This is a genomic window from Leptothrix cholodnii SP-6 (assembly GCF_000019785.1).
Taxonomy (GTDB): domain Bacteria; phylum Pseudomonadota; class Gammaproteobacteria; order Burkholderiales; family Burkholderiaceae_C; genus Sphaerotilus; species Sphaerotilus cholodnii.
In genome coordinates this window covers 385,980-410,840 of record NC_010524.1, presented here as the reverse complement: position 1 = coordinate 410,840, position 24,861 = coordinate 385,980, and the positions used below count along the sequence as shown (strand labels likewise).

Annotated in this window: 25 protein-coding genes; 5 read left to right on the top strand and 20 right to left on the bottom strand. The window is 70.1% G+C overall.

The genetic code is table 11. From position 1 onward, the window contains the following. The first annotated feature begins 66 nt into the window (after nucleotides 1-66). From LCHO_RS01890 to LCHO_RS01880, 3 genes are all read left to right on the top strand, one after another. A complete protein-coding gene (locus tag LCHO_RS01890; RefSeq protein WP_012345412.1) occupies nucleotides 67-894 on the top strand; it encodes a DUF2726 domain-containing protein in 828 nt (275 codons plus the stop codon). Between the two features lie 355 nt (nucleotides 895-1,249). After that, nucleotides 1,250-2,257 (top strand): porphobilinogen synthase, encoded by a 1,008-nt coding sequence (gene hemB / locus LCHO_RS01885; RefSeq protein WP_012345411.1) that lies wholly within the window; start codon nucleotides 1,250-1,252, stop codon nucleotides 2,255-2,257. A gap of 16 nt (nucleotides 2,258-2,273) precedes the next feature. After that, nucleotides 2,274-3,356 carry a magnesium transporter CorA family protein gene (locus LCHO_RS01880; protein WP_012345410.1) on the top strand — a complete coding sequence of 361 codons (1,083 nt, stop codon included), beginning with the start codon at nucleotides 2,274-2,276 and terminating at the stop codon, nucleotides 3,354-3,356. A 19-nt stretch (nucleotides 3,357-3,375) separates the two neighbouring features. On the opposite strand, the gene LCHO_RS01875 is transcribed toward LCHO_RS01880, so the two are convergent. Genes LCHO_RS01875 through tsaB form a run of 3 tightly spaced genes read right to left on the bottom strand, consistent with a single transcriptional unit; the run spans nucleotide 3,376 to nucleotide 5,507 of the window. Then, nucleotides 3,376-4,260, bottom strand: coding sequence for a uracil-DNA glycosylase (locus tag LCHO_RS01875; protein WP_012345409.1), 885 nt, complete (start codon nucleotides 4,258-4,260; stop codon nucleotides 3,376-3,378). After that, nucleotides 4,247-4,753: a ribosomal protein S18-alanine N-acetyltransferase gene (gene rimI / locus LCHO_RS01870; protein WP_012345408.1), complete on the bottom strand. Its 507-nt coding sequence runs from the start codon at nucleotides 4,751-4,753 to the stop codon at nucleotides 4,247-4,249. The genes LCHO_RS01875 and rimI overlap by 14 nt, the downstream gene beginning before the upstream one ends. 7 nt (nucleotides 4,754-4,760) lie before the next feature. Next, complete coding sequence (gene tsaB / locus LCHO_RS01865) at nucleotides 4,761-5,507, bottom strand: tRNA (adenosine(37)-N6)-threonylcarbamoyltransferase complex dimerization subunit type 1 TsaB (protein WP_012345407.1); 747 nt, start codon at nucleotides 5,505-5,507, stop codon at nucleotides 4,761-4,763. 119 nt (nucleotides 5,508-5,626) lie between these two features. Here tsaB and dacB point away from each other — a divergent pair, with 119 nt between their 5' ends. Then, nucleotides 5,627-7,126 (top strand): D-alanyl-D-alanine carboxypeptidase/D-alanyl-D-alanine endopeptidase, encoded by a 1,500-nt coding sequence (dacB, locus tag LCHO_RS01860; RefSeq protein ID WP_083772655.1) that lies wholly within the window; start codon nucleotides 5,627-5,629, stop codon nucleotides 7,124-7,126. 35 nt (nucleotides 7,127-7,161) lie between these two features. Here the strand turns inward: dacB and LCHO_RS01855 are convergent, their stop codons facing one another. The 4 genes from LCHO_RS01855 to purE are packed head-to-tail and all read right to left on the bottom strand — an operon-like array spanning nucleotide 7,162 to nucleotide 10,937. Then, nucleotides 7,162-8,151, bottom strand: a complete 990-nt coding sequence (locus LCHO_RS01855; RefSeq protein WP_012345405.1) for an SGNH/GDSL hydrolase family protein — start codon at nucleotides 8,149-8,151, stop codon at nucleotides 7,162-7,164. A 49-nt stretch (nucleotides 8,152-8,200) separates the two neighbouring features. Beyond that, nucleotides 8,201-9,241, bottom strand: a complete 1,041-nt coding sequence (locus tag LCHO_RS01850; RefSeq protein ID WP_012345404.1) for an L-threonylcarbamoyladenylate synthase — start codon at nucleotides 9,239-9,241, stop codon at nucleotides 8,201-8,203. Between the two features lie 14 nt (nucleotides 9,242-9,255). Continuing rightward, on the bottom strand, nucleotides 9,256-10,476 hold the full coding sequence (locus LCHO_RS01845; RefSeq protein WP_012345403.1) for a 5-(carboxyamino)imidazole ribonucleotide synthase: 1,221 nt from the start codon (nucleotides 10,474-10,476) through the stop codon (nucleotides 9,256-9,258). Further along, the gene (purE, locus tag LCHO_RS01840) at nucleotides 10,476-10,937 is read right to left on the bottom strand and encodes a 5-(carboxyamino)imidazole ribonucleotide mutase (protein WP_050757446.1); all 462 of its coding nucleotides are present in this window, start codon (nucleotides 10,935-10,937) and stop codon (nucleotides 10,476-10,478) included. Before purE ends, LCHO_RS01845 begins: the two co-directional genes overlap by 1 nt. 81 nt (nucleotides 10,938-11,018) lie before the next feature. On the opposite strand from purE, the gene LCHO_RS01835 reads away from it, so the two are divergent. Then, nucleotides 11,019-11,957, top strand: a complete 939-nt coding sequence (locus tag LCHO_RS01835; protein WP_012345401.1) for a tetratricopeptide repeat protein — start codon at nucleotides 11,019-11,021, stop codon at nucleotides 11,955-11,957. 24 nt (nucleotides 11,958-11,981) lie between these two features. Here LCHO_RS01835 and LCHO_RS01830 read toward each other — a convergent pair whose 3' ends face one another. The 13 genes from LCHO_RS01830 to fmt form a co-directional block, all read right to left on the bottom strand. Then, nucleotides 11,982-13,100: a hypothetical protein gene (locus LCHO_RS01830; RefSeq protein ID WP_012345400.1), complete on the bottom strand. Its 1,119-nt coding sequence runs from the start codon at nucleotides 13,098-13,100 to the stop codon at nucleotides 11,982-11,984. Nucleotides 13,101-13,125: 25 nt separating this feature from the next. After that, on the bottom strand, nucleotides 13,126-14,034 hold the full coding sequence (locus tag LCHO_RS01825) for a phosphoribosylaminoimidazolesuccinocarboxamide synthase (RefSeq protein ID WP_012345399.1): 909 nt from the start codon (nucleotides 14,032-14,034) through the stop codon (nucleotides 13,126-13,128). Nucleotides 14,035-14,151: 117 nt separating this feature from the next. After that, the gene (gene fba, locus LCHO_RS01820) at nucleotides 14,152-15,216 is read right to left on the bottom strand and encodes a class II fructose-bisphosphate aldolase (RefSeq protein ID WP_012345398.1); all 1,065 of its coding nucleotides are present in this window, start codon (nucleotides 15,214-15,216) and stop codon (nucleotides 14,152-14,154) included. Nucleotides 15,217-15,423: 207 nt separating this feature from the next. Then, entirely contained in the window at nucleotides 15,424-16,854 is a 1,431-nt protein-coding gene (pyk, locus tag LCHO_RS01815; RefSeq protein ID WP_012345397.1) for a pyruvate kinase, read from the bottom strand. A gap of 103 nt (nucleotides 16,855-16,957) precedes the next feature. Beyond that, nucleotides 16,958-19,267 carry an NADP-dependent malic enzyme gene (locus tag LCHO_RS01810; protein ID WP_012345396.1) on the bottom strand — a complete coding sequence of 770 codons (2,310 nt, stop codon included), beginning with the start codon at nucleotides 19,265-19,267 and terminating at the stop codon, nucleotides 16,958-16,960. A gap of 202 nt (nucleotides 19,268-19,469) precedes the next feature. Next, nucleotides 19,470-19,775 carry a HepT-like ribonuclease domain-containing protein gene (locus LCHO_RS01805; RefSeq protein ID WP_223210489.1) on the bottom strand — a complete coding sequence of 102 codons (306 nt, stop codon included), beginning with the start codon at nucleotides 19,773-19,775 and terminating at the stop codon, nucleotides 19,470-19,472. Between the two features lie 22 nt (nucleotides 19,776-19,797). Next, nucleotides 19,798-20,103 carry a nucleotidyltransferase family protein gene (locus LCHO_RS01800; RefSeq protein WP_012345394.1) on the bottom strand — a complete coding sequence of 102 codons (306 nt, stop codon included), beginning with the start codon at nucleotides 20,101-20,103 and terminating at the stop codon, nucleotides 19,798-19,800. A 100-nt stretch (nucleotides 20,104-20,203) separates the two neighbouring features. Then, complete coding sequence (locus LCHO_RS01795) at nucleotides 20,204-20,737, bottom strand: NYN domain-containing protein (RefSeq protein ID WP_223210488.1); 534 nt, start codon at nucleotides 20,735-20,737, stop codon at nucleotides 20,204-20,206. A 91-nt stretch (nucleotides 20,738-20,828) separates the two neighbouring features. After that, nucleotides 20,829-22,022: a phosphoglycerate kinase gene (locus tag LCHO_RS01790; protein WP_012345392.1), complete on the bottom strand. Its 1,194-nt coding sequence runs from the start codon at nucleotides 22,020-22,022 to the stop codon at nucleotides 20,829-20,831. 70 nt (nucleotides 22,023-22,092) lie between these two features. Then, nucleotides 22,093-22,422 carry an AzlD domain-containing protein gene (locus tag LCHO_RS01785; RefSeq protein WP_012345391.1) on the bottom strand — a complete coding sequence of 110 codons (330 nt, stop codon included), beginning with the start codon at nucleotides 22,420-22,422 and terminating at the stop codon, nucleotides 22,093-22,095. A gap of 50 nt (nucleotides 22,423-22,472) precedes the next feature. Then, on the bottom strand, nucleotides 22,473-23,252 hold the full coding sequence (locus LCHO_RS01780) for an AzlC family ABC transporter permease (RefSeq protein WP_012345390.1): 780 nt from the start codon (nucleotides 23,250-23,252) through the stop codon (nucleotides 22,473-22,475). Between the two features lie 98 nt (nucleotides 23,253-23,350). Beyond that, the gene (locus LCHO_RS01775; RefSeq protein ID WP_012345389.1) at nucleotides 23,351-23,812 is read right to left on the bottom strand and encodes a hypothetical protein; all 462 of its coding nucleotides are present in this window, start codon (nucleotides 23,810-23,812) and stop codon (nucleotides 23,351-23,353) included. 84 nt (nucleotides 23,813-23,896) lie between these two features. Beyond that, nucleotides 23,897-24,856, bottom strand: coding sequence for a methionyl-tRNA formyltransferase (gene fmt, locus LCHO_RS01770; protein ID WP_043704740.1), 960 nt, complete (start codon nucleotides 24,854-24,856; stop codon nucleotides 23,897-23,899). Nucleotides 24,857-24,861: the final 5 nt, after the last annotated feature.

Sequence of the window (24,861 nt, the reverse complement as noted above, 5' to 3'; positions counted from 1 at the left end):
GACTGTTACATTCATCACATCCTTGACGGGATTGACGTTCCTGGTTCCCCAGGCAAACTTGCAGTGATGGATTTCTCGGTTCTGGAATCAACACCCTTCATTCTGGTCGCGCTGTCGGCCATCGGCGTCGCCTTGCTCTATTGGGCATGGCGACGCAGCCACGTGAACAAGGCTTCCGCGCCACCGGCCGGCCGGCCACGGACCCTGGATGCCGTCGACACGGTCATCGGCTGGCCGCCCGATGCCACCCGTGTGCTGACCGTGCGCCACCAGCGCGCTTACGAAGTCCTGAGCCGCGCCCTGCCGGATCACCTGATCCTGGCGCAGGTGCCGATCTCGCACTTCATCAAGGTACCGACACGCCACTCGTATGTCGAGTGGCTGCGCCGTGTCGGACATGTGTGTGTCGACCTGATGATCTGCGACTCGGCCTCCAATGTGCTGGCGGTGGTGGAAGTTCGACAGTCCGAGCGCGTCGAGACCGAGCGGGCACGCAAGCGTCACCTGCGGGTCGAGCGCGTGCTGCGGGCAGCGGGGATTCCCTTGCACGTCTGGAACGAGGCGCTGCTGCCGGATCCTTCAGCCGTCCGCAAGGCCTTCGCTCCCGACACCGAGTCGGACGAGCGCGACGCCGGGCCCGATACCAGCCCGCTGGAGCAGCCGCTCCACGGCTCGGGGGGGCGTCTGCGCGGCCGGGTTCCCGCTGACGCCGACGACGAGTCGCCCGGTTCCAGGGAGCCGCCGCGCAGCACCTGGTTCGACGAACTGCACGCCACCCAGCCGAACTCGCTCGATGGTGCTGACGTGACCACCCACGACATCGGTCATCCTGGCGCATCGGCAGGCGGCGGACTGCACCCGGCCACGCGGGGCGCCGTTCCGAGCCATCGATAGCGCCCATCGCGTCCGTCCAAGGGGCCGCGCCGGCGGCTCGCCGTGACACCCGGGCGGGCGCATCAGCGCCACGGCCTGAAGCGCCGATCAAGATCGAACAGGCAAAAAAAGAGCCCCAGCTGTGCTGGGGCCGCAAAGCCTTAACGCTGTCAACACGGTAAGGCACCTGCTCAGGGAGGAAAAGCAGGGAACGAGCACCTTGCGGCGCATCGCTCGGAAACGAGTGTAGCAGCGCAATGGACCTGTGCAAGATCAGGGCTCACACTGACAACTGCCGATGCGGTTCAGCTTCAGTTCGGCCCGGCGACAATGTGCGCCATCCCGCGCGACGACGCGCACCCATCAGGACCGTTGCATGTTCGCTCCAGCCAGCTATCCGATCAGCCGCCCGCGGCGCTTGCGCCGCGATGCCCACACCCGCGCGCTGGTCCGCGAGCACCAGTTGCAGGTCAGCGACCTGATCTATCCGGTCTTCGTGCTCGAGGGCCAGAACCTGGTGCAGGACGTGGCCTCGATGCCCGGCGTGCAGCGGCGCAGCCTGGATCAGCTGCTGCCGGTAGCCGAACAGTGCGTGGCCCTGGGCATCCCGGTGATGGCCTTGTTCCCGGTGCTCGGACCAGACGGCAAGACCCCGGACGGCCGCGAGGCCTGCAATCCCGACGGCCTGGTGCCCCAGGTCGTGAGCGAACTCAAGCGCCGCTTTCCGGAGCTCGGCCTGATGACCGATGTCGCGCTCGACCCGTACACCAGCCACGGCCAGGACGGCCTGATCGACGACAGCGGCTACGTGCTCAACGACGAGACCATCGACGTGCTCGTCAAGCAGGCACTGGTGCAGGCACGAGCCGGCGTCGACATCGTCGCCCCCAGCGACATGATGGACGGCCGCATCGGCGCCATCCGCCGCGCGCTCGAGGCCGAAGGCCTGATCCACACCCGCATCATGGCCTACAGCGCCAAGTACGCGAGCGCCTTCTACGGCCCGTTCCGCGACGCGGTCGGCTCGGCCGGCAACCTCGGCAAGAGCGACAAGAAGGTCTACCAGATGGATCCCGGCAACTCCGACGAAGCGCTGCGCGAGGTCGCGATGGACCTGGCCGAAGGCGCCGACATGGTGATGGTCAAGCCCGGCATGCCGTACCTCGACATCGTGCGGCGCGTGAAGGACGAGTTCCGCGTGCCGACCTTCGCCTACCAGGTCAGCGGCGAATACGCGATGCTCAAGGCCGCCGCCGCCAACGGCTGGCTGGCCCACGACGCGGTGATGATGGAAAGCCTGCTCGCCTTCAAGCGCGCCGGCGCCGACGGCGTGCTGACCTACTTCGCGATCGAAGCGGCACGCCTGCTGCGCCAGCAGCCCTGAGGATCGTCCCGACCCGATGCGCGCGTTCCTGATCGACGACAGCGGCTGCGTCGAACTCGACGCCTGGCCCGACCAGCTGCCGCCGGGCGGCCACCTCTGGCTGGCCTGCCCGCGGCGCGAGTTCGAGGTCCAGGTGGCGCAGGTGCAGGCGGCGCTGCACCGCTGGACGGGCGGCAGCCTGGTCGACCTGCACATCTCCGACCTGCTCAACCAGCACCTGCCCTCGCACTACGACTACACCTCGTGGTACGACCTGCTGGTGTTCCGTCGCCTGGCCGCAGCCCCCGGCAGCAATGGCCCGCCCACGCCCGAAAGCACCGCCCAGGCGATGCAGGCGCTGCAGGCGATCGACACCCATCCGGTCGGCTTTGCGGTGTTCGACCGCGTGCTGCTGACCGTGCACCCGGCCGACTGCCCGGTGCGCGAGTTCTTCGCCCAGCGCCTGACCCAGATCCAGCCCGTCTCGGGTGGCACGAGCCGCCTGCCCGCCAGCCCGGCCGACCTGATGCTGCGCATCGTCAACCACATGGTGGACGGATACCTCGAGCTGCGCCGGCTGCTCAGCCGCCAGCTCGACACGCTGCAGAACAAGCTGCTCGGCCCGCGCAGCCGCCACCGGAACTGGCAGGCGCTGCTCGAATCGCGCAACAGCCTGCATCAGCTCGAGGACATCTGCGAAGACCAGCGCAGCGCGATGCAGGAGTGGATCGACGCGCTCGACGAGTGGCCCCCGGCCAAGGACAGCCAGGCCGCGCGCGAGCGCGAACTGCTGCGGGTGCGCTCACGCGACGTGCTCGAACACATCGAACGGGTGCTGAGCCACGTGCGGCGGCTCGAATCGTCGTCCGAAAGCGCGATGCAGATGCACTTCTCGGCGCTCGGCCAGCGCACCAACGACATCATGCGCACGCTCACCGTGCTGACCGCGATCTTCCTGCCGCTGAACCTGATCACCGGCATCTTCGGCATGAACTTCGATTTCCTGCCGCTGATCCACAGCAACACCGGCTTCTGGATCGCGATGGCGCTGATGGCCAGCGTGGCAGTCGGGCTGGGCGCCTTCTTCTGGCGCAAGCGCTACCTCGGCACGCGCCACTGAAGCGCGTGCGGCGCGCACGCTAGGCCGCGGCCTGGATCAGCTCACGCGCCAGGCAGAGGTCTTCCCAGGCGCGCGCCTTGTCGAGCGGGTTGCGCAGCAGATAGGCCGGGTGATAGGTCACCACCACCGGCACGCCGTGGTAGTGATGCGACTTGCCACGCAGGCGGCCGATCGGCTCCGAGGTCTTGAGCAGCGACTGCACCGCGAACCGCCCCATCGCCAGGATCAGGCGCGGGCGCACCAGCTCGACCTGGCGTTGCAGGAAAGGCTCGCAGCGCTGCACCTCCTGCGGATCGGGGTTGCGGTTACCGGGCGGACGGCACTTCAGGACGTTGGCGATGTAGACCTGCCGCGCCGGCTCGGCCTGCTCGCGGGTCAGGCCGACCGCACGCAGCATGTTGTCGAGCAGCTGGCCGGCCTTGCCGACAAAGGGCTCGCCCTGCAGATCCTCCTGCTCGCCCGGCGCCTCGCCGACCAGCATCCAGTGCGCCTGGTGATGGCCGACGCCGAACACGGTCTGGCGCCGGCTCTCGCACAAGCCGCAGGCCCGGCAGGCCTCGACCACCGCCTGCAGCTCGGGCCAGTCCAGCGCCGACACCGCGCCGGCCGGCGCAGCCTGGATCAGGCCGCCGGGCCGGGCCAGCGGTGCGGCCGGTGCGGCCGGTGCGGGGTCGACTCGCGGACGGACAACGGATGGCGGCGGTGCGGTCGCACTCGGCGCAGGGTTGGCCGCCGTGGGCACGGCCAAGCCCGGCGCCGGCTGGGCCAGCGATCGGGCGACGGGCACCACCGGCACGGCAGCCGGCGGCGCGGCCGGCGTTTCAGCGGCCCCGGCCTGCGGCGACGGCCACAGCCGGATGCCGATCTCGCCGAGCATCGCCCGCTGGCGTTCAGTCCACGGCATCGGCAGCCTCCGCAGCACCCGCGCGCCAGCGCAGCACCAGCGCGTCTTCGCGGCGCCCGCCGGTATCGGGGTAATAGGCGCGGCGCAAGCCGATCTGCTCGAAACCGAAGCGGTGATAGAGCGCGCGCGCCCGCAGGTTGCTCGGCCGCACCTCCAGCCACAGGAAATGCGCGCCGGTCGCGCGCGTGTGCTGCGCCAGGGTGTCGAGCAGGCGCAGGCCGTGGCCCTGGCCCTGATGCGCCGGCGCGACCGTCAGGTTCAGCAGATGCCACTCCTCGAACCCGGCCATCGCGAACTGGTAGGCCAGCAGCTCGCCGCTCGGCGCCTGCAGGCACTGGGCCAGATACCCGGCCGCCAGCGCGTCGACGAAATTGCCGCGGCTCCACGGGAACGGGTAGGCCTGCAGCTCGATCGCCATCACCTGGTCGAGGTGTTCGATGCCGATGCTGCGCAGGATCGGCGCGGCGGGCCAGTTCGAGGCGCGGGCGCTCATCGGCCCCTCACGCCGCCGACGACGCGGCCGCCTGGCGAGCCAGGCCGCGCTCGACGGTGGTCTGCGCGACCTTGTCGCGCACATAGAGCGGCAGCGCCAGCGCCGGATCGATCCATGCGCCGCGGGCATGCGCCGCACGCGCCAGCACCGCCAGCGCCGCGCCGTCGGGCAGCGCCGCGGCCAAGCGGCGGCCGGGCGCGGCGGCCAGCGCATCGGCATGGGCGTCGAGCCCGGGGCCGGCCAGATCGGCCGGGGCGGCCTCGATCGCCCGCAGCAGGGCGGCCGGCGTGTACAGGCACGGCGCCGGATCAACACCCGCGGCCAGATCGTCGGGCGCCGCCCAGTGGCCGGGCCCGATGCGACGCCAGGGCGCCGCGTAGATCTCGCCCATGCGGGCGTCGAGCAGAGCCCACACCTGCGCGCCGGCGCCGCGCTGGAATGCCGCCTCGGCCACCGCCGCCAGCGTGTCGAGCGCGATCAGCGGCCGATCCAGCCCGAGCGCCAGCCCCTGGCTGACCGAGCAGGCGCTGCGCAGCCCCGTGAAGGCGCCCGGCCCGCGGCCGAAGGCGACGGCATCGAGCTGCGCGAGCGTCCAGCCGGCCTGCGCCAGCAGCTCGGCCACCGCCGGCAGCAGCAGGGCCGACGACTGTGCCCCGCCCGGCAGTGCGCGGGTCAGCACCTGATCCCCCTGCACGAGGGCCAGGTGCAGGGTTTCGGTGGCGGTATCGAGGGCGAGCAGTCGGGGCGACGACATGGTTTCCTGGGCGGCGAAAGGCGCTTTCAGTGTAACGGCCGCCCCTCGTGCAGCGGGGCAGCCGCGCACGCGGCGCAGGCCGGGGATACTGCCGCGCCCTGCCCTCCACCTTGCGCCCGATGCCTGCCTTGCCGAACCGGTTCCCGTCTCGTCCACCGTTGCTCGGTCTGCCGCCGGGGCCGTCGCTGCGGGCCATGTGCGGCCTGATGCTGCTGGCCGGCGGCACCGGCGCACCCTCCGCAGGCGCGCAGGTGCCGCCGGCGGGCCAGCCGGGCACGCCGCTGCCCACGACGATCCGCACCGCGCTGGCGCAGGCCCAGCTGCCCGCCGACAGCCTCTACCTGTGGATCGCCCCGGCCGGCGGCGGCGAGGCGCGCCTGAGCCACCAGGCCGGGCAGCTGGCGCATCCGGCCTCGCTGATGAAGCTGGTGACCTCGGCGGCGGCGCTGCAGCAGCTCGGCCGCAGCTTTCAATGGCACACCACCCTCCACCTCGACGGCACGCCTCGGCAGGGCGTGCTGGCCGGCTCGCTCCACATCAAGGGCGGCGGCGACCCGAAACTGGTGCCCGAGCGGCTGTGGCTGCTGCTGCGCCAGGTGCAGCAGCTCGGCATCGACGAGATCCGCGGCGACATCGTGCTCGACCGCAGCGCATACGCGCTGCCCGAGATCGACCCGGCCGCCTTCGACGGCGAGCCGCTCAAGCCGTACAACGTGCGACCCGACGCGCTGCTGGTCAACTACAAGAGCATCACGCTGGGCTTTCGTCCCGATCCGGCCCGCGGTGTCGCCAGCGTCAGCGCCGAGCCGGCGCTCGCCGGCTGGACACCGCCCGACAGCGTGCGACTGAGCGACGGGCCCTGCAACGACTGGCGTGCCGGCCTGCAGGCGGATTTCAGTTCGCCGCAGCGCTGGCGCCTGACCGGCAGCTACCCGCTGGCCTGTGGCGAACGCAACTGGCCAATCGCCTACAACGAGCCCGCCAGCTACGCCGCCCGCGTGATCGAGGCGCAATGGCGCGCCCTCGGCGGGCGCCTGCAGGGCCGCGTGCGCGAGGGCCTGGTGCCGGCCGGCCTGCCCGAGACCGCCGCATTCCTGTCGCCGCCGCTGGCCGAGGTCATGCGCGACATGAACCTGCACAGCAACAACCAGATCGCCCAGCAGATGCTGCTGGCGCTGAGCCCGCAGCTGCCGGCCACGTTCGAGGCAGCACGCCAGCCCGTGGCCAACCTGCTCGGCGCGGTCGGCTGCGACAGCGCCGAGCTGCGGCTCGACAACGGCTCGGGCCTGTCGCGCGACGAACGCATCACGCCGCGCTGCCTGGGCCGCTGGCTGCAGTGGTCGTGGCGCCAGCCGTGGATGCCCGACCTGCTCGGCTCGTTGCCGCTGGCGGGCGAAGGCACGGCGCGCCGGGCGTTTTCAGTGGCCGGCCGGGCGCACCTGAAGACCGGCTCGCTGGCCAACGTGGCCGCGATCGCGGGCGTGGTGCACGGCGCGGACGGTCAGCGCCAGGTGGTGGTCGCGATGCTCAATCACCCGCAGGCCAGCCGAGACGGCGCGCGCCAGGTGCTGGATGCGGTGCTGCGCTGGAGTGTCGAGGAACCCACCGCGCCGCGATGAGCGGGCGCGTCCGGACGGACGCGCCGGTCGATGCGTCAGAACGGGTTGTTGCGCGCGCGGGTGATGGCCACGCCCGCCACCCGTGAATGCCAGTTCGGCCCCGGCAGGCGGTCGCTGGCCCACAGGTAGCCGGTGGCGGAACCGGCCAGTTCGGGGACCAGCGTCGTCGTGTCGCAGAGGCTGGTGTCGGGGTTGGTGCAGGCGGCCACCGAGGTGGCGGCATCGGTGTTGATCAAGCCGTAGACCGTCGTGCGGATGGTCGGATTGGCCATCGAACGCAGCATGTCGTCGAACGCCACCAGGCCGGCGTAGCGGCCGTCGTTGAGCACGTTGACGCGCAAGGACTCGTTGAAGGCCGCCGACAGGTCGATCAGGAACTGCCGGCAGTCGACCACGCAGGTGCCCGCTGCAGCCTGCTCCGTGATGGCCAACGGTGAATAACCCAGGTCCGGCACGGTGGCGTAGAGCACGCGGGCGCCCGCACCGTTGTTGGCGATCCGGTTGACCAGGCCGGCCAGCTGGGCCCCTGCGGCGCGCACCAGCACGAAGGCCGCATCGCGGTTCGCGTTGGTCTTGTAGGTGTTGTAGGCGCTGATGACGTCCCACATGCCGCCCTGGATCGTGACCAGCGTCGACGGCACGAATTCGCTGCTCGCGACCGCATTCACCTGCGTCTCGACCCCGGCGACGCTGACGCCCTGGACCGCATTCATCGACCCGTTGGCTATCGCAAGGGTGGCCGGCTTGCAGGCCGGGAAGGCCAGACCGAAGTTGCTGGCCAGCGACTGGTTCCAGACCGGATTGACGGTGCAATCGCGCGTGGTCGTGCCGCTGGTGAAGCCGTTGATCGTGTACTTGCTGCCGTCGCCCTTGATCAGGCTCAGCTCGTCGCCGAACGAGATCACCCGCGTGGGCACGTAGTCCTCGATCCGGCTGGAACTGTCGCAGCCCGACAGCAGGACCGTGAACGCAAAAACGGCGGCAGCGCAGCGCAGGGCGCGCGCGAACAGGGGCAACGGACTCATCAAGTCTCCACAAGAACGGGTAACGGCGACGGCGGATCGGGGGCCTGGCTCAGGCCGCCGAGGCGCGCTGGAGCCGATCGCGCACGCCGTCCCAGGCGGGCTCGGACGGCGGCTGCTCGACCCAGATCAGCTGCACGAGCGCGTCATCGAGCTCGCGCAGCACACCAAACAACTCGTGCGCCGCGGCCCCCGCATCAGCGGGCATCGTGCGCCAGAGCACGCCCGGCTGGGAGGCCGGTCGCGGGCCGCGCGAATATACCGCCAGTGTCAGCCCCGGCGCGGCGGCCCTGGCAGCTTTACCGGCCGGCAAACTGCCGTGCAGCACCTGCAGGGCGGTCTGGATCTGCTGGCGATCCATCAGGCGCACCTTGGCGCGCGGCGCGTAATGGGCTTCGAGCGTGCCCGATGCGCGTGGCGCCTGCTCGTCGCGCGAGCGCAGCGGCTCGCCGGCCGCGGCCTCGATCTGCGCGGCGCCCAGGCAACCGGGGCGCAGCAGCACCGGGTAGCCGCGCGTGCAGTCGACGATGGCCGACTCGATGCCCAGCTCGCAGTCGCCGCCGTCGAGCACCGGCAGGTCGGCCAGGTCGGCGAACTCGTCGATCACGTGGGCGGCGCGGGTCGGGCTGACGCGGCCGAAGCGGTTGGCGCTCGGTGCCGCCACGCCCGGCACGCCGGCCGCAGCGGCGGCGCGCAGCAAGGCCTGCGCGACCGGATGCGCCGGGCAGCGCAGGCCGACGCTCGATTGCCCGCCGGCCGCCGCCGCCGCCACATCGGCACGGCGCGGCACGACCAGGCTCAGCGGGCCGGGCCAGAAGGCGTCCATCAGGCGGCGCGCCACCGGCGGCAGCTCGGCCGCGAAGGCCAGCGCCGACGCCGCGTCGGCGACGTGCACGATCAGCGGGTGATCGCTCGGCCGGCCCTTGGCGGCGAAGATCTTGACCACCGCGTCGGCGTCGTCGGCACGTGCGCCCAGGCCGTAGACGGTTTCGGTCGGAAAGGCGACCAGTTCGCCCGCGGCCAGGCGCTGCGCGGCCAAGGCCACCGCGGCGGCGGTTTCGGCTTCGGTGCGGGTCTGCAGGCGTTGCGGCATCGGATCGACCCGACTCAGAACGGCTCGATGCCGAGCAGCGCCGCGGCCTGCAGGGCAACATCACGCGCGGCCTGCGGGGAGGCCGCGGTGAAGGTCAGGTGGCCCATCTTGCGGCCCCGCCGCGCCGACTGCTTGCCGTACAGGTGCAGGTGCGCGCCGGGCAGCGCCAGGATCGGCCGCCAGTCGGGCGTGCGCTCGGCGGCATCGGCACCCGCGGCGGCGTCGAACCAGAGGTCGCCCAGCAGATTGAGCATCACCGCGCTCGAATGCAGGCGCGGCTCGGCCAGCGGCAGGCCGGCGAGCGTGCGCACCTGCAGCTCGAACTGCGAGATATCGCAGCTGTCGACGCTGTGATGGCCGGAGTTGTGCGGCCGCGGCGCCATCTCGTTGGCCACCAGCCGGCCGTCGGCGAGCACGAAGAACTCGATGCAGAGCACGCCCACGTAGGCCAGTTCGTGCGCGATGCGGCCGGCCGCGGCCACCGCTTCGGCCTGCGTCGCGGCATCGATGTCGGGCGCGGGCACGACGGTGACGGCGAGGATGCCGTCGCGGTGCAGGTTCTGCTGCACCGGCAGGTGCACCAGCTCGCCGGTGGCCGAGCGGGCGACGATCACGCTCAGCTCCTGCGCCAGCGGCAACATCTGTTCGAGCAGGCACGGCACGCCTTGCAGCTCGCGCCACGCGGCGGCCAGCTCGGCGCGGTCAGACACGCGGCGCTGGCCCTTGCCGTCGTAACCGAGGCGCGCGGTCTTGAGGATGCCGGGCAGCAGCGCGGCGTCGACCGCAGCCAGGTCGGCTTCGGTCTCGATCAGGTGGTTGCGCGCGCAGGGCACGCCGCTGGCGGCGAAATGCGCCTTCTCGGCGGCGCGGTCCTGGCAGACCGCGACCACGTCACCCGCGGGCGCCACCGGCCGGCGCAAGGCGAGCTGGCGCAGCGCCTGGGCGGGCACGTTCTCGAACTCGGTGGTGATGGCGTCGGCCTCGTCGGCCAGGCGATCGAGCCCGGCGGCGTCGAGGTAGTCGCTCACCACATGCGCGTGGGCGACCAGGCCGGCCGGGCTGGTGGCGTCAGGTTCGAGCACCGCGGTGCGGAAACCGAGCTGCTGCGCGGCGTGCACGAACATGCGCCCGAGCTGGCCGCCGCCCATCACGCCGAGCGTGGCCAGGCGCTGCGGCGCAGCCGGCGAGGCCTGGCCGGGCAGCAGGGTCGGGATGACGTGGGAGGTCGACGTCATCAGTCCCCCAGCTTCATGGCGCGGGCGACCTCGGTCTGGCGCACCCGGAAGGCTTCGAGCTTTTCGAGCAGCGCGGCGTCGTGGTTGGCCAGCTGCGCCACCGCGAACAAGGCCGCGTTGGCGGCGCCGGCGACGCCGATCGCAAACGTCGCGACCGGGATGCCCTTGGGCATCTGCACGATCGAATGCAGCGAGTCGACCCCCTGCAGGTGCTTGCTCGCCACCGGCACGCCGAGCACCGGCACGGTGGTCTTGGCGGCCAGCATGCCGGGCAGGTGCGCGGCACCGCCGGCACCGGCGATGATGGCTTGCAGGCCGCGCCCACGCGCGCTTTCGGCGTAGGCGAACATGTCGTCGGGCATGCGGTGAGCCGAGACGACACGCGCCTCGAAGGGCACGCCGAAGTCGGCGAGAATCTGCGCGGCATGCTGCATGGTGTCCCAATCGCTGTTGGAACCCATGACGATGCCGACCACGGGCGAGGCGCTGTTCACTGCAGACTCCGGGCAAAAGGCAAAAGCGCGATTTTAGGCGGTACCTCAATGATCGATATCACCCTCCAGAACTTCGAATCCGAACTGATCCATGGATCGCAGCAGCAGCCCGTGCTGCTCGACATCTGGGCGCCCTGGTGCGGCCCGTGCAAGCAGCTCGGCCCGGTGCTCGAAAAGCTCGAGGCCGCCTACGAAGGCCGCTTCGTGCTCGCCAAGCTCAACAGCGACGAGGTGCCCGAGATCTCGAGCCAGCTCAGCCAGATGTTCGGCGTGCGCTCGATCCCGTTCTGCGTGATGTTCTCGCAGGGCCAGCCGGTCGACGGCTTCGTCGGCGCGATCCCCGAGGACAAGATCCGCGAGTTCCTCGACAAGCACGTGCCCAGCCTCGAATCGCTCGAAGCCGAGGCCGACCTCGAAGAGGCCGCCGAACTGGCCGAGGACAACCCCGACGCCGCGCTGGCCAAGCTGCAGGAGGCGGTCGCGATCGACCCGGCCAACGACGCCGCGCGCTACGACTACATCAAGCTGCTGCTGCAGATGAACCGGCTGGCCGAGGCGCGCCGGGCCTATCAGCCGGTGGCGAGCAAGGCGCTCCACGACACCCGGCTGGCCGCGCTCGGCGCCTGGCTCGATGCCGGCGAAGCGGCGCAGCAGGCCCGCCCGGCGGCCGAGCTGGACGCCGCCATCGCCGCCAACAAGCGCGATTTCGCGGCCCGCTTCGAGCGCGCCCAGGTGCTGTTCGCGCAGCAGGACCTGACCGCCGCGATGGACGAGCTGCTCGAGATCCTGATGCGCGACAAGGCCTGGTCGGAAGGCCTGGCGCGCAAGACCTACGTGGCGATCCTCGAACTGATGACCAAGCCCGCACCCAAGCCCGCGGCGGCAGAAGCCAAGGGCGCGCTGGAACTCACCGGCAAGACCGCCGTCGCGCCGGCCGATCCGCTGCTGGATCAGTACCGCCGCAAGCTCAGCATGGTGCTGTTCTGAGCTGAGCGGATCGCCCGGTCCGGCTCAGGCCGCGATCGGGCCGAGGCGCAGGGTTTCGAGCTGCGCCGCGTCCATCGCCTGCAACAGGGTGCGACAGTGCGCCTGGTAGACCCCGTGCATGCGCTGCGCCGCATCGGCATGGACGAGCGCCACGTCGGGCAGACCCAGGCGCTCGAAGACCATCGACAGCAGCGCGTGCGCGATGGCCTCTTCTTCGGGCTCGGTGGCGTAGAGGAAGGCTGAATCGGCCAGCCGTGCGGCGCTCAGGGCCTCGTCGCTGCGGCCGAGTTCGAGCAGGCACCAGGCCCGATCGGCCTGGAACAGGCATTCGGAGCCGGTCAGGCCTTCGGCAAGCGCTTCGGTCAGGTGGTGTTCGTAGAGGCCGAGCGCCTCGGCAAACTCGCCGTGTGCCGTCAGGATCAACGCGCGCTGGATCGGCGGGTGGTTGCTGAGCGCCTTGGTCCGCACGCTCTGGTCGAGGAACAGCGACGATTCGGTGCCGAGTCTCGCGCGTTTGGCCTTGAGCTCGTCGGCCGCGCCGAAGCGCTCGGCCAGGCGCACCCCCATCACCCGCAGCGCCGCCATGTTGTACATGATCGAACTGAGCGCAGCGCCGTCGCCCTCGGTGGCGGCGTGGGTTCGCGCCTGCAGGTACCAGGGCTGCGCAAGGTCCTCGCGCCCGGCGTAGTGGTAGACGCCGGCCACGACGATGCAGGCGCGCGAGCGGGCCGCATGGTGCTCGGCCGCGGCCATGCGCAACGCGGTGCCCAGGTGCTGCACGGTGGCGGTGTAGTCGTGCACCCGGAAGCTCATGTGCGCCAGCCAGGCCGCCGCCAGCGCATGCACACGCGCCGACTTCAGCGAGGCCGCCAGCGCCATCGCACGGTGCACGCGATCGCGCGCACGCAGGCTCAGGTTCTCGTAGTAGTCGGCCAATCCCTCGGCCAGCCAGAGCCATGCGTTGAGGGCCGGACTGGTCTGCGTTTCGGACAGCCCCCGCAGGATCGCGACCTCGCGCCGCGCCAGCTCCAGCTCACCGAGCCGCGCATGGACCACCGCCCGCTCGGCGCGCAGGAACGGCACTTCGCCCGGGATGCGGCCGAGGGCGATCGCCTCCTCGAGCGACGTGAGCAGTCGGTACATGGTGAACGGCGACCGGCCCGGCGATTCAGGCGGTCAGGCGTTCGAGTGCCTCGCGGTAGGTGGCCGCGGTGTGGACGATGACGTCGTCCGGCAGGGCCGGCGCCGGCGCCTGCTTGTTCCAGGGCTGGCCGTCGATGCGCACCGACTCGAGCCAGTCGCGCACGAACTGCTTGTCGAAGCTCGGCGGATTGCGACCCTGCGCGTAGGCGCTCTGGTAGTGCTCGATCGGCCAGTAGCGCGACGAGTCGGGCGTCAGCACCTCGTCCATCAGCGTGAGGGTGCCATCTTCATCGAGGCCGAACTCGAACTTGGTGTCGGCAATGATGATGCCCTTGGACAGCGCGATCTCGGCAGCGCTGCTGTAGAGCTGGATCGAGATCGCGCGCACGCGCTCGGCCAGATCGGCGCCGATGATCTCGCTCATGCGCTCGAAGCTGATGTTGATGTCGTGATCGCCCATCTCGGCCTTGGTGGCCGGGGTGAAGATCGGCGCCGGCAGGCGGGCCGCATTGGTCAGCCCGGACGGCAGCGCGACACCGCAGACCGAGCGGGTTTCCTGGTATTCCTTCCAGCCGCTGCCGGCCAGGTAGCCACGCACCACCGCCTCGACCGGCAACGGCTTGAGCCGCTTGACCAGCATCGAGCGGCCGCGCACCTGGTCGACCTCGTCGGGCGCCACCACCGACACCGGATCGGCGCCGGTCAGGTGGTTCGGCACGATGTGGCCGAGCCGGTCGAACCAGTACAGCGCCACGCGGGTCAGCAGTTCGCCCTTGCCGGGGATGCCCTCGCCCATGATGACGTCGAAGGCCGACAGCCGGTCGCTGGCGACCATCAGGATGCGGTCGGTGCCGACGGCGTAGTTGTCGCGCACCTTGCCGCGGGCCAGCAGCGGCAGGGAATGGAGTTGGGATTCGAGCAGGGCAGCAGTCACGGTCAGACGTCCAAATGTGACGGAATTGTAGGGCGGACAGCAAGACGGCCCGCCAGAGGCGGGCCGTCGTGATATCGCGTGCGCAGCGCGCTGGCCGCGCCGCCGGTCAGGCAGGAATCAGAGCACCTGCTGCGCCAGCGCGCCGCTGGCGTAGCGGCGGGCGATCTCGTCGAGGCCGACCGCCTTGATCTTGCCGGCCTGGCCTTCGCAGCCGAACTCGATGTAGCGCTGCTTGCAGATCTTCGTGGCCGCCTCGCGCGCCGGCTTGAGCCACTCGCGGGCGTCGAACTTCTCGGGGTTCTCGGCCATGAACTTGCGCACCGCAGCCGTCATCGCCAGGCGGATGTCGGTGTCGATGTTGATCTTGCGCACGCCGAACTTGATCGCTTCCTGGATCTCGGAGACCGGCACGCCGTAGGTTTCCTTCATCTTGCCGCCGTACTGGTTGATGAGGGCCAGCAGGTCCTGCGGCACGCTCGACGAACCGTGCATCACCAGGTGGGTGTTGGGGATGCGGGCGTGGATCTCCTTGACGCGCGAGATCGCCAGCACGTCGCCGGTGGGCGGGCGGGTGAACTTGTAGGCGCCGTGGCTGGTGCCGATGGCGATCGCCAGCGCGTCGAGCTGGGTCGCCTTGACGAACTGGGCCGCCTCCTCGGGGTCGGTCAGCATCTGGCTGTGGTCGAGCTTGCCGACCGCGCCGATGCCGTCTTCCTCGCCGGCTTCACCGGTCTCGAGCGAACCCAGGCAGCCGAGTTCGCCTTCGACCGTGACACCCACCGCGTGCGCCATGTCGACCACCTTGCGGGTCACGTCGACGTTGTAGGCGAAGTCGGCCGGGGTCTTGCCGTCCTCGCGCAGCGAGCCGTCCATCATCACCGAGCCGAAGCCCAGGTTGATCGCGCCCTGGCAGATCGCCGGGGTCTGGCCGTGGTCCTGGTGCATCACCAGCGGGATGTGCGGGTAGGCCTCGACAGCCGCCTGGATCAGGTGCTTGATGAAGGCCTCGCCGGCGTACTTGCGGGCACCTGCGCTGGCTTGCAGGATCACCGGCGCGCCGACTTCGGCGGCCGCGGCCATCACGGCCTGCACCTGTTCCAGGTTGTTGACGTTGAACGCCGGAATGCCGTAGCCGTTTTCGGCGGCATGGTCGAGCAGTTGGCGCATCGAGACGAGTGACATGGCAAAACCTCAGAGTGTGGACAAAACCGGCGAGCGCGGCCCGGCTCCATCATGCCGCGCGACGGTCAGCCGGTCTGTCGGGAGACACCCGCTGCCACGCCGTCATGAAACCGCGCTGAAACTCCGAGAATTCTACGAGCGTCGACCGACTCGCCTCGCACGCGAAACCCTCTCCCGTGCACAACCTGCGGCCGCGACACCCCCGATTCAGGCGACCCGGCAGACCTTGAGCATGTTGGTGCCGCCCGGGTAGCCCATCGGCTCGCCGCAGGTGATGGCGTAGGTATCGCCCGGCATGAGCACGCCGCGCTCGACCAGCAGGCGCTCGGCCGCGGCCAGCGCGGTGTCGCGGTCGTCGAACTTGGCCATCAGGATCGGCCGCACGTTGCGGTACAGCGCCATGCGACGCTCCGACAGCGGCGTGGTCGTCAGGCCGTAGATCGGCACGTCGATCTGGTAGCGGCTCATCCACAGCGCGGTCGAACCCGACTCGGTCAGCGCCAGGATCGCCTTGCAACCCAGGTGGTGCGCCGTGAACAGCGCGCCCATCGCGATCGACTGGTCGATGCGGCCGAAGGTCTTGTTGCGGAAGTCGGCGTCGAGCTTGGTCTCTTCGGCGGCCTCGGCAGCCAGCGCGATGGCGGCCATCTGCTCGATGGTCTCGACCGGGTACTTGCCGGCGGCGGTCTCGGCCGACAGCATCACGGCGTCGGTGCCGTCGAGCACGGCGTTGGCCACGTCGGAAACCTCGGCGCGCGTGGGGATCGGCGCCAGGATCATCGACTCCATCATCTGCGTGGCGGTGATGGTGATCTTGTCGAGCGCACGCGCCATGCGGATCATGCGTTTCTGCAGCGCCGGCACCGCGGCGTTGCCCACCTCGACGGCCAGGTCGCCACGCGCGACCATGATGCCGTCGCTGGCGCGCAGGATCGAATCGAGCAGCGGGATCGCCTCGCTGCGCTCGATCTTGGCGATCATGCCGGGCTTGTGGCGCCACGGTTCACCGGCGACGTTGGCCAGCTGGCGCGCCATCTCCATGTCGGTGGCGTTCTTCGGGAACGACACGGCCAGGTACTCGCACTGGAACGACATCGCGGTCTTGATGTCGTCCATGTCCTTGGCCGTCAGGGCCGGCGCGGTCAGGCCGCCGCCCTGCTTGTTGATGCCCTTGTTGTTGGACAGCTCGCCGCCCACCTTGACCGTGGTGCGCACTTCCTCGCCACGCACCGCGTCGACCGTCAGCACGATCAGGCCGTCGTTGAGCAGCAGCGTGTCGCCGGGGCGCACGTCGCGCGGCAGTTCCTTGTAGTCGAGGCCCACGCCGCCGAGGTCACCGAGCTCGGTGCGTGCGGCGTCCAGCACGAAGGGCATGCCGTTCTCCAGCATGACCTTGCCTTCGGCGAACTTGCCGACGCGGATCTTCGGGCCCTGCAGGTCGGCCATGATCGCCACCGGCTTGCCGACCCGCCGCGCCACGTCGCGCACGAGGTTGGCGCGGTCGATGTGGTCCTGGGCCTTGCCATGGCTGAAGTTCAATCGCACCACGTCGACCCCGGCGCGGATCATGCGTTCCAGCACCGCCGGGTCGGACGAAGCAGGGCCGAGGGTGGCAACGATCTTGGTATGGCGGGGCATCAGGCAGTCTCCAGGGTGGGTCGGCACCGCCGTCAGCGCCTCGTCAGGTAGAGGTCACAGGGCAGCGGCGCCGGATTATCGGGCCCAGTCAGGAACAGCGCGGTTACGAACGACGCAGCGCAGCGGCGTCGGCCACCGCCAGCGCGGTCATGTTGACCACCCGCCGCATCGTCGCCGACGGCGTCAGCACGTGCACCGGCGCGGCCGCGCCGAGCAGGATCGGGCCGATCGTCACGCCGTGGCCGGAGGTCACCTTCAGCACGTTGAACAGGATGTTGGCCGCGTCGATGTTGGGCAGCACCAGCACGTTGGCCGAGCCGGTGAGCGTGGTCTCGGGCAGCACCTGGCGGCGGATCTTCTCGGACAGCGCGGCATCGCCGTGCATCTCGCCGTCGCATTCGATCTCGGGGCAGCGCGCCACGAACAGGTCGCGCGCCAGGCGCATGCGCCTGGCCGACGCCCGGTTCGACGAGCCGAACACCGAGTGCGACAGGAACGCCACCTTCGGCGGCACGCCGAAGCGGCGCACTTCCTCGGCCGCCATCCGGGCGATCTCGGCCAGTTCCTCGGCACTCGGCTCCTCGTTGATGAAGGTGTCGGTGATGAAGAGGTTGTGCTCCTCGAGCATCAGCGCGTTCATCGTGCCCATCACGCGGGTGCAGGGGCGCGCACCGATCACCGCCTTGACGTGCTCGAAGTGGCTGTCGTAGCGGCCGTGCAGGCCGCACAGCATCGCGTCGGCGTCGCCGCGCTTGAGCAGCAGCGCCGAGATCAGCGTGGTCGAGCGCCGCACCGCCGCCTTGGCGGCCTCGACCGACACGCCCTCGCGGCCCATCACGCGGTGGTACTCCTCCCAGCAGGCGCGGAAACGCGGATCGTCTTCCGGATCGACCACCTCGAAATCGACACCGGCCTTCAGGCGCAGGCCGGCGCGTTCGATGCGCATCTGGATCACGTTCGGCCGGCCGACCAGGATCGGCTTGGCCAGGCCCTCGGCCAGCACCACCTGGACCGCGCGCAGCACGCGCTCGTCCTCGCCTTCGGCGTAGACCACCCGGGCCGGCGCGCGCTTGGCGGCGGCGAACACCGGGCGCATGAACATGCCGGTCTGGTAGACGTAGCGGGTCAGCGACTCGCGGTAGGCCTCCAGGTCGGCGATCGGCCGCGCCGCCACGCCCGAGTCGGCCGCTGCCTTCGCCACCGCCGGCGCGATGCGCAGGATCAGCCGCACGTCGAAGGGCTTGGGGATGATGTACTCGGGCCCGAACTGCAGCTCCTGGCCGGCGTAGGCGGCGGCCACCTCGTCGCTGGTTTCTTCCTTGGCCAGCGCGGCGATCTCGCGCACGCAGGCCAGCTTCATCGCCTCGTTGATGGTGGTGGCGCCGCAGTCGAGTGCACCCCGGAAGATGTACGGGAAACACAGGACGTTGTTGACCTGGTTCGGGTAGTCAGAACGGCCGGTCGCCATGATGCAGTCGGGCTTGGCGGCGCGCGCCAGCTCGGGGCGGATCTCCGGCTCGGGGTTGGCCAGCGCCAGGATGATGGGCTTGTCGCCCATCGTGGCCACCATGTCCTGCGTCAGCACGCCCGGCGCCGAGCAGCCCAGGAACACGTCGGCGCCGCGGATCACGTCGGCCAGCGTGGCCGCGTTGGTGCGCTGGCAGTAACGCTGCTTCGATTCATCGAGCTTGCCGGCCTGCACGTCGGCGCGGCCCTCGCGGATCACGCCCTTGGAGTCGCAGACGTAGATGTTCTCGAGTCGAACGCCCAGGCCGACCATCAGGTCGAGGCAGGCGATCGCCGCCGCACCCGCGCCCGACACCACCAGCTTGACGTCGCCGATCGGCTTGCCGACCAGCTCCAGCCCGTTGAGCAGCGCCGCGCCCGAGATGATCGCGGTGCCGTGCTGGTCGTCGTGGAAGACCGGGATCTTCATGCGCTCGCGCAGCTTCTTCTCGATGTAGAAGCACTCGGGCGCCTTGATGTCCTCGAGGTTGACACCGCCCAGCGTCGGCTCCAGCGCGGCGATGATGTCGACCAGCTTGTCGGGGTCGCGCTCGGCCAGCTCGATGTCGAACACGTCGATGCCGGCGAACTTCTTGAACAGGCAGCCCTTGCCTTCCATCACCGGCTTGCCCGCCAGCGGGCCGATGTCGCCCAGGCCCAGCACCGCGGTGCCGTTGGTGACCACGCCGACCAGGTTGGCGCGCGAGGTGTATTCGGCCGCCAGCGACGGATCGTCCTGGATCGCCAGGCAGGCGTAGGCGACACCCGGCGAATAGGCCAGCGACAGGTCGCGCTGGTTCATCAGCGGCTTGAGCGGCGTGACGGCGATCTTGCCGCGCACCGGCGAGCGGTGATATTCGAGCGCAGCGTCGCGCAGGGCCTGTTCGGCGGGAGTGAGGGCAGGCATCGGAGTCTCCTGAGACTGTGATCTTCGAAAGGTCGCGCAGATTACAGCCCCGTTATGCCCGCCCTGGGCCCGGGATAACGCTTAGCCCGCCTTCATGCCGGCCAGGCCTGAACGCCATGCGCAAGAGGCATGGTGTCAAAGGTGAGGTTGGGTGGCGCCCCCTCGCGCAGGGTTCAGGCCAGATCGGTGTCGTGGCGTTGATTCAAGGCCGATTCAACGCGGCCTGCAAGACCGACATCAGCGGCGCCAGTTCGACCTGCACCGTCTGCCACACCACATCGTGGTCGATGTCGAAATACGCATGCACCATGCGATTGCGCATGCCGATGATGGCCGGCCAGGGCACGCCCGGCACGGCGGCACGACATTCCGGGGAGACCCGCGCGGCAGCCTCGCCGATGATCTCGATGGCTCGCACCACGGCAAACAGCAGCATCTGGTCGGTATCGAGGTCGGCGCGCTGCCGACCGGACAGGAAGCCGCGAGCGGCGTTGGCCGCATCGACCATGTGCCGAATCCGGATGCGGTCGTCAGCCTGCATAGGCCACCTGTGCCTGCCGGAGCACTTCGTCGCGGAAGTAGGGACTCAGGTCCTGCGCGGTGCGCAGATCGACCTTGACGCCCAGCGCCTCGGTCAACTCGATCTCGATCGCACTCAGGCCCAGCAATCCGGGCACGCGACCCGGCTCGAATTCGACCAGCAGATCCAGATCGCTGTCTGCGCGAGCCGTGCCCTTCAGCCGCGAGCCGAACACGGCCAGCCGGTGGATGCCGTGGCGCCGGCAGATCGGTGCCAGATCGCCGGCCGAGAGAGAGATCAGGGCGGGAACGGTCATCAAAAGCTCCTGAATCGATCGGACTTCGTTGATGAGTGTGCATCACTCAACCCACAACAAGCGCCTCGATATCGGGATGGACGAGGGTGCCGGCGGCCTGTCAGCCCTCTTCGCCTTCCGCCCTGGGCTCGAGCCGCACAGTCCAGTGCCCACCGGGCTCCTGCTGCACCACCAGCAGGTCGTAGGTGCGCAGCATGTCGAGCAGTCCGCAGTGCCCGTCGGTCTTCGGCGAAAAGGCCGGGTCGGTCCGCTTCAGGTACTGGCCCAGCCCGCCCAGATACGCGAAATCCGAATCGCTGGTCACCAGACAAAAGGTGTCTGACCGGCGATCGAACATCGCCTCCAACGCGTCCAGAGCCAAAGCAATGTCCGAGGTGTTCTTGCCAGCCGCGTATTGAAATTGCAGACATGGCGTGAACGCCAGCCGCACCAGCGCTTCCTGCCATTTGTTGGCGAGCGTCGTGTGACTGCTATACCCCCGCCGCAGCACGACCTGTCCAAATTGCGCGACCACGCGTAACGCGTGCTCCAGCACATCCGGCGCTGTGTTGTCGCAATCGACGAGGACTGCGACAAACGCCACATCTGCAGGCTGCTCGCGTGGCGGGACAGACGCCCAGACGATAGGCAGCAAGGGCGTTTGGTCGAGGATGAAAAAAAGCCGCCTTTCGGCGGCCCTCGCTGGCGTCACAGGTCGGTGGAACCGACCTGTGAGCAACAGGCGATCAACCCGCCGCGCGCTTCGTCAGGATCTCGAACGCCGGCAGCGTCTTGCCTTCGAGCACCTCCAGGAAAGCCCCACCGCCGGTCGAGATGTAGCCGACATCCTTTTCGATGCCGTACTTGGCGATCGCCGCCAGCGTGTCGCCGCCGCCGGCGATGCTGAAGGCGTCGCTCTCGGCGATGGCGCGCGCCAGCGTCTCGGTGCCGTGGGCGAAGGCGTCGAACTCGAACACGCCGACCGGGCCGTTCCAGACGATGGTGCCGGCGGCCTTCAGCTGCGCGGCCAGGATGGCGGCGGTCTGCGGGCCGATGTCGAGGATCAGGTCGTCGTCGGCCACGTCGGTGGCGGCCTTGACGGTGGCTTCGGCGGTCGGCGAGAAGGTCTTGGCGCAGACCACGTCGACAGGGATCGGCACCGCCGCGCCGCGGGCCTTCATGGCGTCGATCACGGCGCGGGCTTCACCGACCAGGTCGGGCTCGGCCAGGCTCTTGCCGATCGACAGGCCCGCGGCCAGCAGGAAGGTGTTGGCAATGCCGCCGCCGACGATCAGGCCGTCGACGTTGGCCGACAGCGCCTTCAGGATGGTCAGCTTGGTGCTGACCTTGCTGCCGGCGACGATGGCGACCAGCGGGCGCTTCGGATTGGCCAGCGCCAGGCTGATGGCGTCGATCTCGGCGGCCAGCAGCGGGCCGGCGCAGGCGATCTTGGCGAACTGGGCGATGCCGTAGGTCGAGGCTTCGGCGCGGTGCGCGGTGCCGAAGGCGTCGTGCACGAAGATGTCGCACAGCGCGGCCATCTTCTGCGCCAGCGCTTCGTTGTTCTTCTTCTCGCCCTTGTTGAGGCGGCAGTTTTCCAGCATCACGAGCTGGCCGGGCGCGACCTCGACGCCGTCGGTCCAGTTGGCGATCACCGGGATCTCGCGGCCCATCAGCTCGCCCATGCGCGCGGCCACCGGCGCGAGCGAATCCTCGGGCTTGAACTCGCCCTCGGTCGGGCGGCCCAGGTGGCTGGTGACCATCACCGCGGCGCCGGCTTTGAGCGCCATCTCGATGCAGGGGATCGAGGCGCGGATGCGGGTGTCTTCGGTGATGTGGCCGGCGTCGTCTTGCGGCACGTTGAGGTCGGCGCGGATGAACACGCGCTGGCCGGCCACCTGGCCGGCGGCGATGAGGTCTTGAAGGCGCAGGATTTTCATGGTGTCTGACGGTGGTTGGTTGGGAACGAAGGAACGAAGAAACGAGAACGGGCCCGGCGCCGATGCTCGCTCACCAGCCCAGGCCGATGCGCAGCGGCAGGTAGACGAGCATGCCGGTCACGATGGTGCCGAGGATGCCGCGGCGCCAGCTGAAATAGAGCACGCCGGCGACGGCGCCGAGCAGTCGCGCGTCGGCCAGCGTGCCGAGCAGCCGGCCCTGCGTGAGCAGCACCTCGGGCACGACGATGGCCACCAGCGCAGCCAGCGGCGCGTACTTGAGCGCCCGCTTGGCCCAGTGCGGCAGCGGCCACTCCTTGTGCGGATACAGGAACAGGCCGCGCGTGAGCAGCGTGATGAAGGCCAGGCCGACGATGGTGAGAGCGGCTTCCCAGGTGTCCATGATTCTTGACGTTGAACGAGGCCAGTTTCGAGGCGTGAGCGGCGTGCCGCTCAGCCGGCGCGCCCGCGCTGGTCGCGCCAGGCGCGCAAGGCGTCGAGCGCACGGCCCTTGCCGCCCAGGCCATCCATCATCAGCCCGGCTGCCACGGCCGCCGCCACGGCGACGACGATGTGCAGCTTGTACGGCAAGGCATAAGCCGCCACGGCCGCCGATGCGGCGACGGCGGCGCAGACCCAGGTGGCGCGATCGATCAGCAACGTGCAGGTCAGCCCGATCAGCGCCAGCGTGCCGGCAAATCCGAGCCCCCATTGCGGCGGGATGACGTCGGCCGCGACGATGCCGACGAAGCTCGGCAGCTGCCAGCCGAGCCAGACCACCGCCACGCCGCCGATGAAATACGGCACCTGGCCGGGTTCGGGCCGAGGCTCGGGCCAGGCCTTCAGGAACAGGGCGTAATTGAGGTCGGCGGCCAGGTAGCCGAGCCACAGGCGCGTCGACCGCGGCAGGCCGCCGAAGTACCAGCGCCAGTGCACGCTGTAGATCAGGAACCGCAGGTTGACGACAAAACCCGTCATCAGCACCACCCACATCGGCGCGCCGACCGCCATCAGCGGCAAGGCGGCGAGCTGCGAGGTGCCGGCGTAGACGGTCAGCGTCATCAGCAGGGCCAGCGGCACGCTCAGGCCGCTCTTGACCATCGCCACGCCGGTCACCAGACCCCATGCGGCCACGCCGGGCAGCATCGGCAGCATGTCGGCCGCGCCGCGCCGCAAGTGCGGGTCGGCAAGCAGTTCACGGGAGGCGCGGCGCAGGGCGGCGAGGCGGGGCATCCCGCAATTCTCCCACCGGGCGGTTTCGGGCGCGCCACGACGCGACGACAGCCGCGGCGCCCGCCGCGTGGTCGCGCCGACGATTCAGCGCGGCGTGCTCAGTGCGTGGTGAGTTCGCGCGCCGCGACCTTGTTGTGAGCCTTGCTGCGGGCAGCAGGCTCGGCAGGCGGTGCCTCGGCCTCGGACCGGGCGGTGCCGTGGCGCTCATCGCCGGTGGCGCCAGCGGCATCGGACGTTTCGGCGCCGTCCGGGGCCGAGGCCGGCGCGGCCGGCTTGGCCGACTTGCGCGGGATCACCGGGACGACGCCCTCGATCTTGTTCTCGCGCATGTATTCGTCCATCTCGCGCCAGCCGGCGTAGACCGACGCCTTGGCCGCCTTCGGATTGAGCGTGTAGCAGTCCTCGATCGCGCGCAGGGCGTGCCGGCAGGCGCTGCCGATGGCCATGCCGTCGGCCTCCTTGCGGGCCGCCGTGGCGGTGGTGCTCTCGATGCCGAGCGCATCGCAGCCCGCCACGAGGACGCTGGCAAGCAGGAGGGCAAGGACAGTCAGGATGCGCATGATGGGGACGGGCAGCAGCTCTGCCGGTTTATCGGCACACGGACGGGCCGACTTGAGACAGTGCCGCGCCGCACGGCCCCGGCGTCAACCGGCCCGCACGCCGACCACGACCGGCCGGGCCTGCAGATAGTCGCGCCCGCTCAGCCGCTTGCCGCCGGCCCGTTGCAATTGCGTCAAGGCCAGGGCGCCCTCGCCGCAGGCGACGAGCGGCGTGCCGCCCTCGGTCGAGATCACCTCGCCGGCGGCATGACCGTGACCGGCCGGCAGGTCGACCACCTGCGCCGACCAGAGCTTGAGCGTGTCGCCGCCCAGGCTGAAGGTGGCGCCGGGAAACGGATCGAAGGCACGCACCCGACGCTCGATCACGGCCGCCGGCAGCGACCAGTCGATCGGCGCCTCGCGCTTGTCGATCTTGTGGGCGTAGGTCACGCCTTCGAGCGGCTGCACCACCGGCTGCAAGGTGCCGGCGGCCGCGGCGTCGAGCGCCTGCAGCACCAGCTCGGCGCCCAGCACGGCGAGCCGGTCGTGCAGGCTCGCGGTGGTGTCGGCCGGGCCGATCGGCTCGACGGCGGTCAGCAGCATCGCGCCGGTGTCGAGGCCCTGGTCCATCTGCATCAGCGTGATGCCGGTCTGCGTGTCACCGGCCTCGATGGCGCGGTGGATCGGCGCCGCGCCGCGCCAGCGCGGCAGCAGCGAGGCGTGGATGTTCAGGCAGCCCAGGCGTGGCAGTTCGAGCACCCAGGCCGGCAGGATCAGGCCGTAGGCGGCCACCACCATCACGTCGATCTGCGCCGCCAGCAGCGCAGCCTGCGCAGCCGCCGCCTCGGCCGGGTACTTGCCGTCGAGCCGCAGGCTCATGGGCTGGGCGACCGGCACACCGAGATCGAGCGCCAGCTGCTTGACCGGCGAGGCCTGCAGCTTCATGCCACGACCGGCCGGCCGGTCGGGCTGCGTCAGCACCAGCGGCACGTCGTGGCCGGCTGCATGGATGCGCGCCAGGGCGGCACGCGCGAACTCCGGCGTGCCGGCAAACGCGACCCGCAGACTCG

Coding starts and splice junctions, on each gene's coding strand:
- pyk (WP_012345397.1), bottom strand. CDS start 16,854: ATGCCCCGCCATACCAAGATCGTTGCCACCCTCGGCCCTGCTTCGTCC.
- fba (WP_012345398.1), bottom strand. CDS start 15,216: ATGTCACTCGTCTCGATGCGCCAACTGCTCGACCATGCCGCCGAAAAC.
- LCHO_RS01880 (WP_012345410.1), top strand. CDS start 2,274: ATGCGCGCGTTCCTGATCGACGACAGCGGCTGCGTCGAACTCGACGCC.
- LCHO_RS01875 (WP_012345409.1), bottom strand. CDS start 4,260: ATGCCGTGGACTGAACGCCAGCGGGCGATGCTCGGCGAGATCGGCATC.
- LCHO_RS01810 (WP_012345396.1), bottom strand. CDS start 19,267: ATGCCTGCCCTCACTCCCGCCGAACAGGCCCTGCGCGACGCTGCGCTC.
- tsaB (WP_012345407.1), bottom strand. CDS start 5,507: ATGTCGTCGCCCCGACTGCTCGCCCTCGATACCGCCACCGAAACCCTG.
- rimI (WP_012345408.1), bottom strand. CDS start 4,753: ATGAGCGCCCGCGCCTCGAACTGGCCCGCCGCGCCGATCCTGCGCAGC.
- LCHO_RS01890 (WP_012345412.1), top strand. CDS start 67: ATGGATTTCTCGGTTCTGGAATCAACACCCTTCATTCTGGTCGCGCTG.
- LCHO_RS01835 (WP_012345401.1), top strand. CDS start 11,019: ATGATCGATATCACCCTCCAGAACTTCGAATCCGAACTGATCCATGGA.
- LCHO_RS01805 (WP_223210489.1), bottom strand. CDS start 19,775: ATGGTCGATGCGGCCAACGCCGCTCGCGGCTTCCTGTCCGGTCGGCAG.
- LCHO_RS01830 (WP_012345400.1), bottom strand. CDS start 13,100: ATGTACCGACTGCTCACGTCGCTCGAGGAGGCGATCGCCCTCGGCCGC.
- LCHO_RS01800 (WP_012345394.1), bottom strand. CDS start 20,103: ATGACCGTTCCCGCCCTGATCTCTCTCTCGGCCGGCGATCTGGCACCG.
- hemB (WP_012345411.1), top strand. CDS start 1,250: ATGTTCGCTCCAGCCAGCTATCCGATCAGCCGCCCGCGGCGCTTGCGC.
- LCHO_RS01850 (WP_012345404.1), bottom strand. CDS start 9,241: ATGCCGCAACGCCTGCAGACCCGCACCGAAGCCGAAACCGCCGCCGCG.
- LCHO_RS01790 (WP_012345392.1), bottom strand. CDS start 22,022: ATGAAAATCCTGCGCCTTCAAGACCTCATCGCCGCCGGCCAGGTGGCC.
- LCHO_RS01845 (WP_012345403.1), bottom strand. CDS start 10,476: ATGACGTCGACCTCCCACGTCATCCCGACCCTGCTGCCCGGCCAGGCC.
- LCHO_RS01785 (WP_012345391.1), bottom strand. CDS start 22,422: ATGGACACCTGGGAAGCCGCTCTCACCATCGTCGGCCTGGCCTTCATC.
- purE (WP_050757446.1), bottom strand. CDS start 10,937: ATGGGTTCCAACAGCGATTGGGACACCATGCAGCATGCCGCGCAGATT.
- dacB (WP_083772655.1), top strand. CDS start 5,627: ATGCCTGCCTTGCCGAACCGGTTCCCGTCTCGTCCACCGTTGCTCGGT.
- LCHO_RS01775 (WP_012345389.1), bottom strand. CDS start 23,812: ATGCGCATCCTGACTGTCCTTGCCCTCCTGCTTGCCAGCGTCCTCGTG.
- LCHO_RS01855 (WP_012345405.1), bottom strand. CDS start 8,151: ATGAGTCCGTTGCCCCTGTTCGCGCGCGCCCTGCGCTGCGCTGCCGCC.
- LCHO_RS01780 (WP_012345390.1), bottom strand. CDS start 23,252: ATGCCCCGCCTCGCCGCCCTGCGCCGCGCCTCCCGTGAACTGCTTGCC.